The sequence below is a fragment of the Streptomyces sp. NPDC005266 genome, assembly GCF_040607655.1.
Classification (GTDB): Bacteria; Actinomycetota; Actinomycetes; order Streptomycetales; family Streptomycetaceae; genus Streptomyces.
In genome coordinates this window covers 115,217-130,781 of record NZ_JBEXHC010000014.1, presented here as the reverse complement: position 1 = coordinate 130,781, position 15,565 = coordinate 115,217, and the positions used below count along the sequence as shown (strand labels likewise).

Annotated in this window: 14 protein-coding genes; 9 read left to right on the top strand and 5 right to left on the bottom strand. The window is 71.7% G+C overall.

The genetic code is table 11. The features are described from left to right. The 4 genes from ABZU99_RS23640 to ABZU99_RS23625 all read left to right on the top strand — a co-directional run. Positions 1 to 188 (top strand): 2-oxo acid dehydrogenase subunit E2 (locus ABZU99_RS23640; protein ID WP_356227973.1); only part of this gene is annotated, 188 nt, incomplete at its 5' end. Between the two features lie 20 nt (positions 189 to 208). After that, on the top strand, positions 209 to 328 hold the full coding sequence (locus tag ABZU99_RS23635) for a 2-oxo acid dehydrogenase subunit E2 (protein WP_355942632.1): 120 nt from the start codon (positions 209 to 211) through the stop codon (positions 326 to 328). Positions 329 to 413: 85 nt separating this feature from the next. Beyond that, positions 414 to 1,073: a GntR family transcriptional regulator gene (locus tag ABZU99_RS23630; protein WP_355942627.1), complete on the top strand. Its 660-nt coding sequence runs from the start codon at positions 414 to 416 to the stop codon at positions 1,071 to 1,073. Further along, a complete protein-coding gene (locus ABZU99_RS23625) occupies positions 1,070 to 2,365 on the top strand; it encodes an MFS transporter (RefSeq protein ID WP_355942625.1) in 1,296 nt (431 codons plus the stop codon). Before ABZU99_RS23630 ends, ABZU99_RS23625 begins: the two co-directional genes overlap by 4 nt. Positions 2,366 to 2,378: 13 nt before the next feature. On the opposite strand, the gene ABZU99_RS23620 is transcribed toward ABZU99_RS23625, so the two are convergent. Next, positions 2,379 to 3,203, bottom strand: coding sequence for a maleylpyruvate isomerase family mycothiol-dependent enzyme (locus ABZU99_RS23620; protein WP_356045984.1), 825 nt, complete (start codon positions 3,201 to 3,203; stop codon positions 2,379 to 2,381). Between the two features lie 260 nt (positions 3,204 to 3,463). Here ABZU99_RS23620 and ABZU99_RS23615 point away from each other — a divergent pair, with 260 nt between their 5' ends. Beyond that, positions 3,464 to 5,290, top strand: coding sequence for an NHL domain-containing thioredoxin family protein (locus tag ABZU99_RS23615; protein WP_355942619.1), 1,827 nt, complete (start codon positions 3,464 to 3,466; stop codon positions 5,288 to 5,290). Positions 5,291 to 6,071: 781 nt separating this feature from the next. On the opposite strand, the gene ABZU99_RS23610 is transcribed toward ABZU99_RS23615, so the two are convergent. The 3 genes from ABZU99_RS23610 to ABZU99_RS23600 all read right to left on the bottom strand — a co-directional run bounded on the left by ABZU99_RS23610 (position 6,072) and on the right by ABZU99_RS23600 (position 10,292). Beyond that, on the bottom strand, positions 6,072 to 6,884 hold the full coding sequence (locus ABZU99_RS23610; protein ID WP_356045982.1) for a DUF4232 domain-containing protein: 813 nt from the start codon (positions 6,882 to 6,884) through the stop codon (positions 6,072 to 6,074). 134 nt (positions 6,885 to 7,018) lie between these two features. Beyond that, positions 7,019 to 8,998, bottom strand: a complete 1,980-nt coding sequence (locus tag ABZU99_RS23605; protein ID WP_356045980.1) for a BTAD domain-containing putative transcriptional regulator — start codon at positions 8,996 to 8,998, stop codon at positions 7,019 to 7,021. A gap of 1 nt (position 8,999) precedes the next feature. Beyond that, on the bottom strand, positions 9,000 to 10,292 hold the full coding sequence (locus ABZU99_RS23600) for a M18 family aminopeptidase (RefSeq protein WP_355942611.1): 1,293 nt from the start codon (positions 10,290 to 10,292) through the stop codon (positions 9,000 to 9,002). A 277-nt stretch (positions 10,293 to 10,569) separates the two neighbouring features. Between ABZU99_RS23600 and ABZU99_RS23595 the strand changes: the two genes are divergently transcribed. Further along, on the top strand, positions 10,570 to 11,331 hold the full coding sequence (locus ABZU99_RS23595) for a TNT domain-containing protein (protein WP_356045978.1): 762 nt from the start codon (positions 10,570 to 10,572) through the stop codon (positions 11,329 to 11,331). Between the two features lie 17 nt (positions 11,332 to 11,348). Further along, on the top strand, positions 11,349 to 11,729 hold the full coding sequence (locus ABZU99_RS23590; RefSeq protein ID WP_356045976.1) for a hypothetical protein: 381 nt from the start codon (positions 11,349 to 11,351) through the stop codon (positions 11,727 to 11,729). A gap of 125 nt (positions 11,730 to 11,854) precedes the next feature. Here the strand turns inward: ABZU99_RS23590 and ABZU99_RS23585 are convergent, their stop codons facing one another. Next, positions 11,855 to 13,681, bottom strand: coding sequence for an acyl-CoA dehydrogenase (locus ABZU99_RS23585; RefSeq protein WP_356045974.1), 1,827 nt, complete (start codon positions 13,679 to 13,681; stop codon positions 11,855 to 11,857). A 146-nt stretch (positions 13,682 to 13,827) separates the two neighbouring features. On the opposite strand from ABZU99_RS23585, the gene ABZU99_RS23580 reads away from it, so the two are divergent. Then, on the top strand, positions 13,828 to 14,325 hold the full coding sequence (locus tag ABZU99_RS23580) for an SseB family protein (RefSeq protein WP_355942599.1): 498 nt from the start codon (positions 13,828 to 13,830) through the stop codon (positions 14,323 to 14,325). A 106-nt stretch (positions 14,326 to 14,431) separates the two neighbouring features. Then, a complete protein-coding gene (locus ABZU99_RS23575) occupies positions 14,432 to 15,403 on the top strand; it encodes a pirin family protein (RefSeq protein ID WP_355942596.1) in 972 nt (323 codons plus the stop codon). The last annotated feature ends 162 nt before the right edge of the window (positions 15,404 to 15,565 follow it).

Here is a 15,565-nt window from a genome sequence, read left to right as displayed (position 1 = left end):
GTCGCGGCCGTCCTGGAGCGCCCCAGGCGGCTGATCACCTGGGGCTGACGCCGGCGCGTCGGGCTCAGGTGACCACCCTGGCGCTCTCCTTCGACCACCGGCTGGTCGACGGCGAGTTGGGGTCCAAGGTGCTCGCGGACGTCGCGGCCGTCCTGGAGCGCCCCAGGCGGCTGATCACCTGGGGCTGACGCCGGCGCGTCGGGCTCAGGTGACCACCCTGGCGCTCTCCTTCGACCATCGGTTGGTCGACGGCGAGTTGGGGTCCAAGGTGCTCGCGGACGTCGCGGCCGTCCTGGAGCGCCCCAGGCGGCTGATCACCTGGGGTTGACGCCGGCGCGTCGGGCCATCTCCCCCGTCCGGATCACGGACGGGGGATGGGTGCGCATGCATCTTGTATCTATGATGTGCGCATCATGAGTCCCACCGACATGGCGGTCAAGCAGCCGCCCGCCGCCGAACGCGTCTACACCCATGTGAAGCAAGCCGTCCTCGACCGCCGCTACGAGGGCGGCACGCTGCTCAGCGAGGGCGAGCTGGCCGAGGCCGTCGGAGTGTCCCGTACGCCCGTACGCGAGGCCCTGCTGCGCCTTGAGGCCGAAGGGCTGCTGAAGCTCTATCCGAAGAAGGGCGCCCTGGTCCTGCCCGTCTCCGCCCAGGAGATCGCGGACGTGGTGGAGACCCGGCTGCTGGTCGAGCAGCACGCGGTCGCCAAGGTCGTCCCGGCCGGGGAGCCGCTGCTGGTCCGGCTGGAGGGGCTGATGGACAAGCAGAAGGAGCACGCGGCGGCCGGGGACCTGGCGGCCTTCGCGGTCGCCGACCGCTGCTTCCACGCGGAGATCGTCCGGGCGGCGGGGAACGGGATCCTGGCTCATCTCTACGACCAGTTGAGGGACCGCCAGCTGCGGATGGGCGTCGCCACCATGCACGCCGAGCCCGACCGGATCGCCAAGAACATCACCGAGCACACGGAGATCCTGGAGGCCCTGCGCGCCGGGGACGCGGGCTCCGCCGCCGGCATTGTGCGGCGTCACATCGGCTGGGTGAACAACCTCGCCCGGGGTGAGGCGCGATGACCACCGCCCGGCTGCCCGGGGACCCGCCCGGCGGACGGCGTGCCGTCGCCGTCTGGGGGCTCGGCGTCGCCGTCTACTTCGTCGCCATCACCTACCGCACCAGCCTCGGCGTGGCCGGTATCGACGCCGCCGACCGCTTCCACATCAACGCCTCGGCTCTGTCGACCTTCTCCATCCTGCAGCTGCTCGTCTACGCCGGGATGCAGATACCCGTCGGACTGATGGTGGACCGGCTCGGCACCCGTAAGGTGCTGATGATCGGCATCGTGCTGTTCACCACCGGCCAGCTCGGCTTCGCGCTCTCGCACTCGTACGCCATGGCGCTGGTCTCCCGCGCGCTGCTCGGCTGCGGCGACGCGATGACGTTCATCAGCGTGCTGCGGCTCGGCTCGCGCTGGTTCCCGGCCCGCCGGGGCCCGCTGGTCGCGCAGATCGCCGCGCTGGTCGGGATGGCGGGCAATCTGATCTCCACGCTGGTGATCGCGCAGACGCTGAAGAACGTCGGCTGGACCCCCGCCTTCGCGGGCAGCGCGGTCGGCGGCGTGGTCATCTTCCTGCTGGTGGTGCTCTTCCTGAAGGACCATCCGCAGGGCTGTGAGCCCGCCCCCGCCCCCCAGGCGGGCAAGGGCTTCGTCCGCCGGCAGATCGTGGCCGCCTGGCGCGAGCCCGGCACCCGGCTCGGCATGTGGGTGCACTTCACGACCCAGTTCCCGGCGATGGTCTTCCTGCTGCTGTGGGGGATGCCGTTCCTGGTCGAGGCGGAGGGGCTGTCCCGGGCCACCGCGGGCGAGCTGCTGACGCTCGTCGTGCTGTCCAATATGGCGGTCGGGCTGATCTACGGACAGGTCATCGCCCGGCACCATGCCGCCCGCGCCCCGCTGGCGCTCGGCACGGTCGGCGCCACCGCGCTGCTGTGGGGCACCGTGCTGGCCTGGCCGTCCCCGCACGCGCCGCTGTGGCTGCTGGTCGTCCTGTGCGCCGTGCTCGGCGCCTGCGGGCCCGCGTCGATGATCGGCTTCGACTTCGCCCGCCCCGCCAACCCGCCCGAGCGGACCGGCACCGCCTCCGGGATCGTCAATATGGGCGGCTTCACGGCCTCCATGACCACCCTGCTGGCCATCGGCGTCCTGCTCGATCTGACCCGTGAGGACTACCGGACCGCCTTCGCCTCGGTGTTCGTCCTCCAGGCGCTCGGCGTCAGCCAGATCCTGCGGCTGCGCGGGCAAGCGCACCGCCGGGAGCGGGAGCGCGTGGTCGCGAGCCGCGTCGAGGCGGTGCACGTACCGGCGTGACCCCCGTGGGGTGTTACGGCGTGACCGCGAACTGGGCGAGGACCGCGTCGGCCAGCTGCTGATCGCCCTCGATCTTCACCCGCTCGGCGACCGCCTCGGGCCGCACCCGGCCGCATGCCAGCCGGACGTAGGTCTCCCAGTCCAGCGTGATCGTGACGGTCGGCCCGAGGGAGACGCTGCCGTCGATGGTGCCCTTGCCGTCCGCGTCGACCCGGACCGTCCGCATGAACTCCAGCGGGCCGTGCACATCGAAGACCACGGCCGAATGGGGCGCCGCGCCGGCGTCCCTGGCGACCACCTTCGGCAGCGCCGAGAGCAGCAGGTCACGGGTGATGAGCGCGCCCGGCGAGTCCAGGTTGCCGGGACGGTTGAGCGCCCGGCGCAGATCCTGCTCATGCACCCAGACGTCGAAGGCGCGCCGGGTCAGGGCGGCCTCCAGGGACAGCTCGGTGCCGCCGGGCGAGCGCACCATGGTGTCCGGCTCGCGCTTCTCGTTCCGCAGCTGACGGGCGCGCCGGATGACGGTGTACTCCAGCTCGGCGGTCATCTCCGGGGCGGTGTGGCAGCGGCGGACGTCGACCTGGACCTCCATATAGCGCGAGCTCTCGTTGGTGACGTGGTACAGATCGCGCGGCAGGGTGTGGATGGGGCGCGGATCGCCGAGCATCTCGCATTCCAGGCCGATGACATGCGAGACGATGTCACGCACCGACCATCCTGGGCACTCGGTGGCACGGTTCCATTCGTGTTCCGGAAGCGGATTCACCAACTCCGATATCGCCTCGATGGAATGGGTCCAGGCGTCGATGGAGGTCTGAAGGCTGGAATGGACGGTCACGGGACCCCTCGGGCGGTTGTGCGCGGGCTGGGTGCTGGTGTGTTCGTTCAAGTTACGCTGCCCACGAGCACCAGGGCAGTGCTTTCGGGACTGATCGTAGGCCCGGATCGGCAGCTCGCTGTCCGCGAGCGATGGTAGTGTGCGCGCCTTCCTGGTCCAGGCGGGGATGGACCAGGACGAAACCGGTCGAAAGCCCTCAGGTGGCGGGTCTCACGGGACCCTGCGGAATGGATCACTCCGTGGCGCTGTTTGATGAGGGTATGGCTTCACGTGCACGCGTTCGCGCCCCCGAGCTGATCGGTGAGGGCGGCTGGCTCAACACCGGCGGTAACGACCTCACCCTCGCGGATCTCCGAGGCCGCATCGTCATTCTCGACTTCTGGACGTTCTGCTGTGTGAACTGTCTGCACGTCCTGGACGAGCTGCGCGAGCTGGAGGAGAAGCACCGCGACACCGTGGTGATCATCGGGGTGCACTCGCCGAAGTTCGTCCACGAGGCCGAGCACCGGGCGGTCGTGGACGCCGTCGAGCGCTACGAGGTGCACCACCCGGTCCTCGACGACCCGAAGCTGGCCACCTGGAAGCAGTACGCGGTACGGGCCTGGCCCACCCTCGTCGTCATCGACCCCGAGGGCTATGTGGTCGCCCAGCACGCGGGCGAGGGCCATGCGCACGCCCTGGAGACCCTGGTGGGGCAGCTGGAGGCCGAGCACGCCGCCAAGGGCACGCTGCGGCGCGGCGACGGCCCGTACATCCCCCCGGAGCCGGTCCCCACCGAGCTGCGCTTCCCCGGCAAGGCGCTGCTGCTGTCCGGCGGCACCTTCCTGGTCTCCGACACCACCCGGCACCAGCTGGTCGAGCTGGCGGCGGACGGCGAGAGCGTGCTGCGGCGGATCGGCACGGGCGAACGCGGCCTGACGGACGGCACCGCCGAGCGGGCCCGCTTCAGCGAGCCGCAGGGCCTCGCCCTGCTCCCCGACGGCTCGGTGGCCGTCGCCGACACCGTCAACCACGCGCTGCGCCGCTTCGACCCGGCCACCGGCGAGGTCACCACCGTCGCCGGGACCGGCCGCCAGTGGTGGCAGGGCTCGCCCACCGAAGGGCCCGCCCGGGAGGTCGACCTGTCCTCCCCGTGGGACGTGGCCTGGTTCGCCGACCGGCTGTGGATCGCGATGGCGGGCGTCCACCAGCTGTGGACGTACGACCCGCGGGACGGGACGGTCCGGGCCGCCGCCGGGACCACCAACGAGGGCCTGGTCGACGGCCCCGCCGACCAGGCGTGGTTCGCCCAGCCCTCCGGGCTCGCCGCTACCGGCGACCGGCTGTGGATCGCCGACTCCGAGACCTCGGCGGTGCGCTGTGCCGAACGCGAGGGGGAGGGCTTCGTCGTCCGTACCGCCGTCGGCACCGGACTGTTCGACTTCGGGCACCGGGACGGCGCCGCCGGGCAGGCCCTGCTCCAGCATCCGCTGGGCGTCACCGCGCTGCCCGACGGCTCGGTGGCGATCGCCGACACCTACAACCACGCGCTGCGCCGCTTCGACCCCGCCACCGGCGAGGTCTCCACGCTGGCCACGGATCTGCGCGAGCCGTCCGACGCCGTGCTGGTGGACCAGGACATCGTCGTGGTGGAGTCCGCCCGGCACCGGCTGACCCGGCTGCGCCTGCCCGAGGAGGCCGTACGGGTCGAGGCGGTCGCCCATCGCACCCAGCGCTCCGCTACCGACATCGCCCCGGGGACGCTCCGGCTCGACGTGGTCTTCCAGGCACCCGCCGGACAGAAGCTGGACACCCGCTACGGGCCCTCCACCCGGCTGCTGGTCAGCTCCACCCCGCCCGGGCTGCTGGCGGGCGGCGACGGCGCGGGCACGGACCTGAGCCGTGAGCTCGTCCTGGCGGAGGGCGTGACCGAGGGCGTGCTGCATGTCTCGGCGATGGCCGCGTCCTGCGACGACGACCCGTCGAACGAGTACCCGGCCTGCCATGTGCACCAGCAGGACTGGGGCGTCCCCGTCCGGGTCGTCGAGGGCGGCGCGGCCCGGCTGCCGCTGGTGCTGGCCGGAATGGACGAGCCCGGCCCGTCCTGACCGCCACGCTCAGTCGGGGCAGTTGCGGAGCGTGGTGTACCGCACCTGGTCCTGACGGATCCGGATGCCCGGCACCCACATCCGCTTGCCGTCCCTGGAGACGCGGAACCACATGCGGCTGTGGCCACCCGCCTCGTCGGTGACCGTGACGCCGTTGGCTTATCCGGCAGTCGGCGCCCGGCACGTCGCCGTGGAACGCCCGGCCCACGATGTCCGACGGGCGGTAGGCCAGGTACGGATCCTCGGCGCACCCCAGCGAGCAGGTGCGTACGCGCTTCTTACGGCAGTCCTTCTCGGCGTTGTAGACGGTGATCCGGGCGTTGCCCAGGGACGAGGCGGCCGCCGCGCCGCCCGGGGACGACCCGTCGCCGGACGACCGCAGCGCGATGGCGCCGACCGTGGCCCCGGCGATGACGACGACCGTCCCCGCCGCCGCGAGCGTGAGCCGCAGCCGGCGCCGGGGCGGCCGGTCCGCCGGGGCGGCGGCGAGGCGGCCTCCGATGTGCCGTCTGCGCCGCTCGGTTGAGCCGCCGGGCCGTCCGCCGCGGTGACGGGAACCACTGTGGGCCGGAAGGAAGGGAAATCCGGGCACAGAGACGTCCCATGGGACGTCTCTTCCCTGGCGCACCCCTTCCGGCCTGCTGAGACATGCATGGCGACGGCCGGGGGCGGAACGCGGACGGCGTTGGTGTGAGACACCACGAGACGGCCCCCGCCGTGGCGGGGGCCGTTTGTGACGGGTGGCCGGGGGGAGGCGGCCACCCGGGTCAGAGGGCCCTCGTTACCAGCTCAGGGCGTCGGAAGCGGTGCGCTGCCAGTAGGTGACCTGGGCGCTGCTGTCGACGTGGACCGAGGCGCCGGGAAGGTCGACGGTGCTGTCGATGTCGAGGCCGTCGAGGGACACGGTGACCTTCTTGGCCTTCCAGCCCTCCGAGCCCGAACCGTCGGCGGAGGAGGTGGTGATGCCCGCGTAGGCGGACTCGCCGGGGGCGAGCGTCACGACGGCCTGCGGCTTGGTCTGCCCGGCCGCCGGGGTGGGCGCCTGCGCGTCGTCGAACCGCAGCAGGGGGAAGCCCGGGACGTTGCAGTCCACTCCGGCCGCGTTGGTGACCTTCAGCAGCAGATGGTTGACGGGCCGCGGGACGGACTGCACGCTCACCGCCATCTTGTTGAGGTCGCAGATGCCGATCTCCTGCTCCGAGCCGCCCGCGGTGGCGCCGCCCTTCTCGGCGCCGGTCTTCCTGGCACCGGCGCCGTTGGCGGACGTTCCGGAGTTGCCGCTGTCGGCCTTGCCGCTGCCCTTGGCGGAGCCGGAGTCGTCCCCCGTGCTGCCGCCGGCCTGGGCCCCGCCCCGCGCGCCGGCGTCGGCGCCGCCGCCCGCCGCCGGGTCCTGCTGTGCGCCGCCCCTGGCGTCGGGGCCCTGGGCGGCGGGCGCCGTCGCCGAACTCTCGGCCTTGCCGGAGGCCTTGACCCCCGAGGCGTCGTTGGAGCCGCAGGCGGTGAGGGTGGCCCCGGCGGCGACGATGGTCAGCCCGGCGGCGACGGAGCGCAGGGTACGGGCGCGGCGGGCGAGGAAGGCGGTGGTGAGCGACATCGGAGGTTCCCCCTGGTGAGCGTCGGATGTTTTCCGGTACGGCTCAAGCCTGTCGGGGCCCGCTGCCGTTCGGCTGCCGTGCGGCTGCCGTCCGCTAACGCCTCGCTAACGCCCCCGCGCCAACGCCCCTGGGCTCAGCGCGGACCGGTCTCCTCCGGACGGGCGTCCGGGTCCTCCCCGGGGGCCCCGGCCGGGGCTTCGCCGCGTCCGCTCCCATCGCCCTGGGCGAAGAGCTTCACCAGGTCACTCATGACGTAGCGGTTGGTGGCCTCCTCGTCCAGCAGATGCATCTCGGCGAGCCGCTCCAGGGAGTCCTGGATCAGCTCGGGGTCCGCCCCGGACAGCGCGGCCGCCTCCGCGGTGTTGACCTCCCGGGCGAAACCGGCGCCCAGGGCCCGCAGCAGCTCCGCGTCATCGGCGGAGAGCCGCGCCACCGAGTTGCGCAGCGCGGCGGCCACCCCGGTGTCCTCCGCCGACAGCAGGGGGAGCCTGCGCCGCTCGTCGCGGAGCGCGGTGGCCAGCCGGGCCAGCCGCCAGCGCGGCCGGGCCATCAGCTGGGCGGAGGCGGCGCGCAGCGCCAGCGGCAGCCCGTCGCACAGGGCCACCAGTTCCCGTGCGGCGTCGGGGTCCTCGGCGACCCGGCCCGGTCCGAGCAGGGCGCCGAGCAGGGCCACCCCGTCCTCGGTCCCGAGCGCGTGCAGCCGTACGGGGCGGGCCGAGTCGGTGGCGATCAGCCCGTCGAGCCGGCTGCGGCTGGTGACCAGCGTGGCGCAGTGCGGGCCGCCGGGCAGCAGCGGGCGCACCTGTGCGGAGCTGCCCGCGTTGTCCAGCACCACCAGCATGCGGCGGCGTCCGACGAGCGAGCGGTACAGCGCGGAGGCCGCCTCCGGCGAGGAGGGGATCTGCTCGGGCGGCGTGCCCATGGCGTACAGGAACTCGCGCAGCACCTCGGCGGGCGCCACCGCCTCGCCGCCGCTGAACCCGCGCAGATCCGCGAAGAGCCGCCCATCGGGGAAGGCGGCCGGGTGGGCGTGGCCCCAGTGCACGACCAGCCCGGTCTTCCCGACCCCGGCGGGCCCGGTGACCAGGGTGATGCCGCCCTCGTGGGGGTAGCCGCCCGGGGCGTGGCCCGGCCCGGAGTCGGGCAGCGCCAGCCGGGTCAGCTCGGCCAGCTCCGTATTACGGCCGAGGAAGCCGGCCGGAGGACGGGGGAGCAGTTCGGGGACGGGCGCGGGCGCGGAGACGTTCGCGGGTACGGACACGGGGTGCGCGGGGGGCGAGGGCACCGGCTGGGCGCCATGGCCCGCGTGGCCGCCCTGCCCGGGGCCCTCGGGGGCGCCGCCCCTCGGCCCGTCCGCCGCCGGCCCCGCCCGCAGGATCTCCTGGTACGCGGAGCGCAGCCGCTCTCCGGGGTCGACCCCCAGATCATCGGCGAGCAGCTGGCGGGTGCGGTGGAACCAGCCGATCGCGTCGGACTGCCGTCCGGTCCGGTACAACACCAGCATCAGGGCGGCGATCAGCCCCTCGCGCAGCGGGTTGGCGAGGGCCGCGGGGTGCAGCACGCCGGCCGCCCGCTCGTACTCGCCCAGCGCCCCGTGCGCGCGGGCCAGCGCCTCGACGGCCGTCAGCCGCCGCTCCTCCAGGGCGTGCGCGGCCGCCGCGAACGGCGGGCTGGCCACGGTCCCGGTGAGCGCCGGCCCGCGCCACAGGCCGAGCGCCTGGCTCAGCAGCTGCACGGCGTCGCGCGGGGCGGCCTCGGGGCGGGCGTGGGCGACCAGCTGGTCGAAGCGCTGGGTGTCGATGAGCGTCTCGGGCACCCGCAGCAGATAGGCCGAGCTGTGGGTGGTGAGCTCGACGCCGTGGTGGCCGGCGCCACCCTCGGACAGGGCCGCGCGCAGCCGCGAGACATGGCCCTGGATGACGGTACGGGCGTGGGCGGGCGGCTCGTCCTCCCACAGGCTGGATATCAACTGCTCCACCGAGACCGTCGAGTTGGGCCGCAGCAGCAGCATGGCGAGCACGCTGCGCCGCTTGGCCGGGCCCAGCGGGAGCTCGACGGGCGCTGCTGAGGGCCCAGTGGTCACGCTGACCGGGCCCAGCAGAGAGAAGTCCAAGTCAGCCCTCCAGAAAGGCGGTCAGTGCCTTGGCGAGCAGCCGGGGGTCCTGCGCTCCGCACAGCTCGCGCGCCGAGTGCATGGACAGGATGGCGACGCCGATGTCGACGGTGGCGATGCCGTGCCGGGCGGCGGTGATGGGGCCGATCGTGGTGCCGCACGGCATGGAGTTGTGCGAGACGAAGCTCTGCCAGGGCACGCCCGCGCGCTCGCAGGCGGCGACGAAGACGGCCCGCCCGGCGCCGTCGGTGGCGTACCGCTGGTTGACGTTGACCTTGAGGATGGGACCGCCGTTGGGCATGGGGTGGTGGCCGGGCTCATGGCGCTCGGCGTAGTTGGGGTGGACGGCGTGCCCGGTATCGGAGGACAGGCACACCGTGCCCGCGAAGGCGCGGGCCCTGTCCTCGTAGGTGCCGCCGCGGGCGAAGACCGAGCGCTCCAGCACATTGCCCAGCAGTGGGCCGTCGGCGCCGGTGTCGGACTGGCTGCCGTTCTCCTCGTGGTCGAAGGCGGCGAGCACGGGGATGTGCGTCAGCTGGGGGCGGGCGGCGACGGCGGCGAGCGCGGCCGTACCGGCGTGCACGGACAGCAGGTTGTCCATCCGGGGCCCGGCGACCAGCTCCCGGTCCCGGCCGAGGTAGGCGGGCGGCTCGACGCTGTGCACCATCAGGTCCCAGCCGCCGACCTCCTCGGCGGCGACGCCGGTCTCCTCGGCCACGAAGCGGATGAGGTCGCCCTCCTCGACGTTGCCCAGGCCCCAGATGGGCGTCATATGGCGCTGCTTGTCGAGCTTGAGCCCCTCGGTGTTGACGGAGCGGTCGAGGTGCACGGCGAGCTGGGGCACGCGCAGCAGCGGCCGGTCGATGCTGACGAGGTGGTGTGAGCCGTCTCTGAGGGTGAGGCGGCCGGAGAGCCCGAGGTCGCGGTCGAGCCAGGTGTTGAGCAGCGCGCCGCCGTAGATCTCGACCGCGATCTGCCGCCAGCCGTAGGCCCCGGTGTCGGGGATCGGCTTGACGCGCAAATTGGGAGAGTCGGTATGGGCGCCGACGATGCGGTACGGGGTGGACGGGCTCGCCCCCTCCGGCACGTACCAGGCGATGATGGCGCCGCCGCGCAGCACGTACTTGCCGCCGTTCCCGCCGTCCCACGGCGCGGTCTCCTCGGCCTGCCGGAAACCCGCCTTCTCCAGCCGCTCCGCGGCCTGAGCCACCGCGTGGTACGGCGAGGGGCCGGCGCGGAGGAAGGACATCAGGTCGTCGGTATGGCCGCGGTCGATGCCGGCGTGTGCGCTCATGAGCTCAGCATAGATTCGGGAGGGGCCGGATCACGCTGGTCCGGCGTGTGGGATCGGTCGGCGGGGCCGTGGGTGGGCCGGTATGGACCGGGGCGGCCGGATCGCGCCGCCGCGGTGGCTGGATGCGTCGGTGGGTACGGATGCGGGATCCATTCGTGGGGCGGGGTTGATCCGATCTGATGAAAGCACGTCAGTTAAGGCTAAGAAAGCGGCGAATGCGCCGATATTCCCCGTGACCGAGCAACGTCGAACTCAGTCGCACTCGAGGGGATACCGGATGCGCGTTCTTCGACACGTCCTAGCCGTCCTGGGGTCGCTGCTTCTGCTGTGCAGCAGCGGACCGGCCGTGGCGCAGCCCGCCACCGGCCTCCTCGCCGCCGGGCTCGCGCCCGTGGCGGCCCCGGCGCCGGCGACCGCGCCCACAGCCGATCCGCGTCCGGCGGGCGGCGGGGACGGCGGAGGCAAGGGCCATCCTCCTCCATGTCCGAGGACGGACCGCATCGGGGGAACCAACACCGCACCGAACCCGGCGCACGAGCGGTACTACAAGGGCGACTGGCGGCTCGGACCCGCACAGCTCCCCCGCCGCGGCGCGATCGGGAGAATGCTCGAAGGCTATGAGCGGCTGGACCACTTCTCCTCGGCCGCCGCGTTTCTCCGCTGCTACTGGGACGAGGAGACCGGCGGCTGGTGGTACCCCTACCCGGACGGCTGGACGCTGCTCAACGGGGCGCCGCTGCACACCACCATCAGCCTGAAGGTGGGTCAGAGAGTGGATCTCTTCGGCAGCGGTTTCGGTCACTTCCTCGCCCCGGCGGGCACGCCCTATGCGGAGCGCGCTCTGCCGCCGAGCAACCTCGACACCTACGATCCGGCATATCCGAACGGCTACCACCTGTACGAGGTCACCCGGCCCTTCCTGGTGGAGGCCGGTCCCATCCGGCCCTGGTTCGGCCAACCCGGCTACGGCATCCAGTATCTGACGGGTCCGTCCATCCCCCAGCTCGTCGCGGCCGGAAATCTCCGTCCGCTCAACTGAGGGCGGACGCTGGGACGGTGGACAGACGGGAACTCGTCCAGACCCTTGAGGACGAACAGGTGCCCGGTGCGCTGTACGACATTCCGGGAGTGCATGACATCCCGGTCCAGCCGGACGCGTACTACTTCCTGCGGCCCGCCCCGGAGGGCGGCTGGGAGACCGGGCTGCGGGAGCGCTCCCAGGACCGGGACATCAGCCGGTTCGCCACGGAGGACGAGGCGTGCCGGGATCTGCTCGCCAAGCTGCGGGCCCGCCCGCGCCCGCCCGACGGCGGGACCGAGACGGTCGAGGAGCTCCTGGCGCAGGGCGAGGAGCTCCGGCGCCAGGCCCACGAGGAGGTCCAACGGGCGCTACGGGAGCATCGGCCGGAGGAGCATCGGCCGGAGGAGGAGCGGTGAGGAGCATCGGCCGGACGAGGAGCGGTGAGGAGGAGCGGTGAGGCGGACGGCGTGCAACGGCACAGGGGCCGATCGCCCCGCCGCGAGGACGGGATGATCGGCCCCTGTGCCGACGACGACAGTCCTCAGAACGCGGCCTCGTCCAGGTCCATCAGGTCCTTGGTGACGGACTCGGCCAGCGTGCGCTGCGCCGAGACGCCCGGCAGCACCTCCTGGGCGAAGAACTTCGCAGCGGCGATCTTGCCCTGGTAGAAGGACTTGTCCTTCGCGGAAGCGGTGCCCACCTTCTCGGCGGCGATCGCGGCGCCCTTGAGGAGGAGATAGCCGATGATGACGTCGCCGGAGGCCATCAGCAGCCGGGTGGCGTTCAGGCCGACCTTGTAGATGGAGGTGACGTCCTGCTCGGTGGCGGCGAGGTCGGTGAGCATCGCGCCGACGATCGCCTCCAGGTCCACCGCCGCCTGGGCGAGCCGGTCGCGGGCGGGGGCCAGCTCCTCGCCGCCGGCGGCCTCGGCCAGGAACTTCTTGATCTCCTCGGACAGGACGGTCAGCGCCTGGCCCTGGTCGCGGACGATCTTGCGGAAGAAGTAGTCCTGGCCCTGGATGGCGGTGGTGCCCTCGTAGAGGGTGTCGATCTTGGCGTCCCGGATGTACTGCTCCAGCGGGTACTCCTGGAGGTAGCCGGAGCCGCCGATGGTCTGCAGGGACTGCGCCAGCTGCTCGTAGGCCTTCTCCGAGCCGTAGCCCTTGACGATCGGCAGCAGCAGGTCGTTGAGGCGGTTGGCGGCTGAGGTGTCCTCGCCCGCGGCCTCCAGGACCTGGATCTCGTCCTGGACGGAGGCGGTGTAGAGGACGAGCGTGCGCAGGCCCTCCGCGTACGCCTTCTGCGTCATCAGCGAGCGGCGCACGTCCGGGTGGTGGGTGATGGTGACGCGCGGGGCGGTCTTGTCGGTGAAGGCCGCCAGGTCCGGGCCCTGCACCCGCTCCTTGGCGTACTCCAGCGCATTGAGGTAGCCGGTGGACAGGGTGGCCATGGCCTTCGTGCCGACCATCATCCGCGCGAACTCGATGATCTTGAACATCTGGCGGATGCCGTCGTGCTTCTCGCCGAGCAGCCAGCCCTTGGCCGGGTTGTTGGCTCCGAAGGTCAGCTCACAGGTGTTGGACACCCGCAGACCCATCTTGTGCTCGACGTTCGTCGCGTAGACACCGTTGCGCTCGCCGAGCTCGCCGGTCTCCCAGTCGAAGTCGTACTTGGGGACGATGAACAGCGACAGACCCTTGGTGCCGGGCCCCGCGCCCTCGGGGCGGGCCAGCACAAAGTGGATGATGTTGTCGGAGACATCGTGCTCACCGGAGGTGATGAACCGCTTCACACCATCGATGTGCCAGGTGCCGTCCTCCTGCCGGACCGCCTTGGTGCGCCCGGCGCCGACGTCCGAGCCCGCGTCCGGCTCGGTCAGCACCATGGTGGAGCCCCACTGCTTTTCCACCATCAGTCGCGCGATCTTCAGCTGCTCCTCGGTGCCCTCGTCGTGGAGGACCCCGGCGAAGGACGGGCCGGAGGCGTACATCCAGATCGGGGTGTTGGCCCCGAGGATGGTCTCGGCGGAGGCCCACAGCAGCGAGCGCGGGCAGGCGGTGCCGCCGAGCTCCTCCGGGACCCCGAGCCGCCACCACTCGGCGTCCATGTACGCCCGGTAGCTCTTCTTGAAGGACTCGGGGAGCGGCGCCGTGCTGGTCTTCGGGTCGAAGACCGGCGGGTTGCGGTCCGAGTCGGCGTAGGAGTCGGCCAGCTCATTCTCGGAGAGCCGGGATATCTCGGAGAGCACGCTCTTGGCGGTCTCGACGTCCATCTCCGCGAACGGGCCGGTGCCGTAAAGCTTGTCGCGGCCGAGGACCTCGAAGAGGTTGAACTCGATGTCGCGGAGATTCGACTTGTAGTGCCCCATGGCGACGGCTCCGTAAGGATCGGGAGGCAGGGACCTCTGAGTTAGCGCTATCGATCAGCAATCCGGTGATGACTGCCATGATGCTACCCGTCGGTAATAAAGGGCAACCCTCAACCGGTCAACTGTGACTCAGTACGCTTCGCTCCATGTACGGCTACGACCAGAACGCGAGCGCAGGACAGGGTTACGCCGCTCCGCCACCTCCGCCGCAACAGCAGCCGCATCTGTCACATCACCCGCAGCCGGGCGCCGGCTACGGCGAGCAGCCGCTCTATCCGGAGCCATCGCCGCCGTCGCTCGCCGACGCGGTGCGCGCCTTCACCACCGGCTCGATGTCGGCCGAGGACTTCCAGCAGATCTTCGCGACCTCGAGGGTCTACTGCCCGCGCGGTGACAACCCCGGCTTTCTCGCGCTGCACAACACCCAGCAGCCGGTGATCCCGATGTTCACCTCGCTCAAGGAGCTGCGGCGCTACGCGGGCAAGGAGTCCAAGTACTTCGTGATCACCGGCGCCGAGGTGATCGACCTGCTGCCCACCGGCTACGGCTTCGTGCTCGACATGGAGGGTGAGCACCGGATGGTCTTCGACGCGAAGGCGGTGGAGCAGATGGTGGACTTCGCGATGCGGCGTATGTACGGATAACGCTGTTATGCCCTGCGTCGGGGGTTAACAGTAGGGCCGGAATGGCCCTCTTGCGGGTGGTTCACCATTCAATTAAGTTGAATGGTGAACGACCGAGGAGGCCGTCATGCCCGCAGTGACCGTAGACAACCCCCTGACGCTGCCCAGCGTCGCCGCACCCGCCGATGCACGGCAGCGGCCCGCGCTCACCGTCACCACCGCGCCCAGCGGCTTCGAGGGAGAGGGTTTCCCGGTGCGGCGCGCCTTCGCGGGCATCGACTACCAGCACCTCGACCCGTTCATCATGATGGATCAGATGGGTGAGGTGGAGTACCAGCCCGGGGAGCCGAAAGGGACCCCGTGGCATCCGCACCGCGGCTTCGAGACCGTCACCTACATCATCGACGGGATCTTCGACCACCAGGACTCGCAGGGCGGTGGCGGCACCATCACTAACGGCGACACCCAGTGGATGACGGCTGGCTCGGGCCTGCTCCACATAGAGGCGCCGCCGGAGGCGCTGGTCATGTCCGGCGGTCTCTTCCACGGCCTCCAGCTGTGGGTGAACCTGCCGGCCAAGGACAAGATGATGGCGCCGAGGTACCAGGACATTCGCGGCGGCAACGTCCAGCTCCTCACCACCCCCGACGGCGGCGCGCTGCTGCGGGTCATCGCCGGCGAGCTGGACGGCCACGAGGGCCCCGGCATCACCCACACCCCCATCACGATGATCCACGCGACGCTCGCGCCGGGCGCCGAGATCACCCTCCCCTGGCGGGAGGACTTCAACGGCCTCGCGTACGTCCTGGCGGGCAAGGGCTCGGTGGGCGCGGAACGCCGCCCGATCCACCTGGGCCAGACGGCGGTCTTCGGCGCGGGCTCCTCGCTGACCGTCCGCGCGGACGAGAAGCAGGACTCGAACACGCCGGGCATGGAGGTCGTGCTACTTGGCGGGCAGCCGATCCGTGAGCCGATGGCGCACTACGGGCCGTTCGTGATGAACACCAAGGAAGAGCTGCAGCAGGCGTTCGAGGACTTCCAGAAGGGGCGGCTGGGCACGATCCCGGCTGTGCACGGGATGTCTGAAGGCGGACTGTAGGGCTCGCTGAAGCTACCTGCGGACGAGCCCGGCTGGACAGGGACGGGGCTCGTCCGCGCTCGCTCGGCCAGGCGGAACAGAAGAGCCGTGACTGGCTGCGGTCCCTGGCCGCGCCTGGCCCGCGCCCTGCGCTCTGCCATGTCGGACGGGCACCCACGAGGG

Coding starts and splice junctions, on each gene's coding strand:
- ABZU99_RS23585 (WP_356045974.1), bottom strand. CDS start 13,681: ATGGGGCACTACAAGTCGAATCTCCGCGACATCGAGTTCAACCTCTTC.
- ABZU99_RS23600 (WP_355942611.1), bottom strand. CDS start 10,292: ATGAGCGCACACGCCGGCATCGACCGCGGCCATACCGACGACCTGATG.
- ABZU99_RS23630 (WP_355942627.1), top strand. CDS start 414: ATGAGTCCCACCGACATGGCGGTCAAGCAGCCGCCCGCCGCCGAACGC.
- ABZU99_RS23610 (WP_356045982.1), bottom strand. CDS start 6,884: ATGTCGCTCACCACCGCCTTCCTCGCCCGCCGCGCCCGTACCCTGCGC.
- ABZU99_RS23595 (WP_356045978.1), top strand. CDS start 10,570: ATGCGCGTTCTTCGACACGTCCTAGCCGTCCTGGGGTCGCTGCTTCTG.
- ABZU99_RS23580 (WP_355942599.1), top strand. CDS start 13,828: ATGTACGGCTACGACCAGAACGCGAGCGCAGGACAGGGTTACGCCGCT.
- ABZU99_RS23615 (WP_355942619.1), top strand. CDS start 3,464: ATGGCTTCACGTGCACGCGTTCGCGCCCCCGAGCTGATCGGTGAGGGC.
- ABZU99_RS23575 (WP_355942596.1), top strand. CDS start 14,432: ATGCCCGCAGTGACCGTAGACAACCCCCTGACGCTGCCCAGCGTCGCC.
- ABZU99_RS23625 (WP_355942625.1), top strand. CDS start 1,070: ATGACCACCGCCCGGCTGCCCGGGGACCCGCCCGGCGGACGGCGTGCC.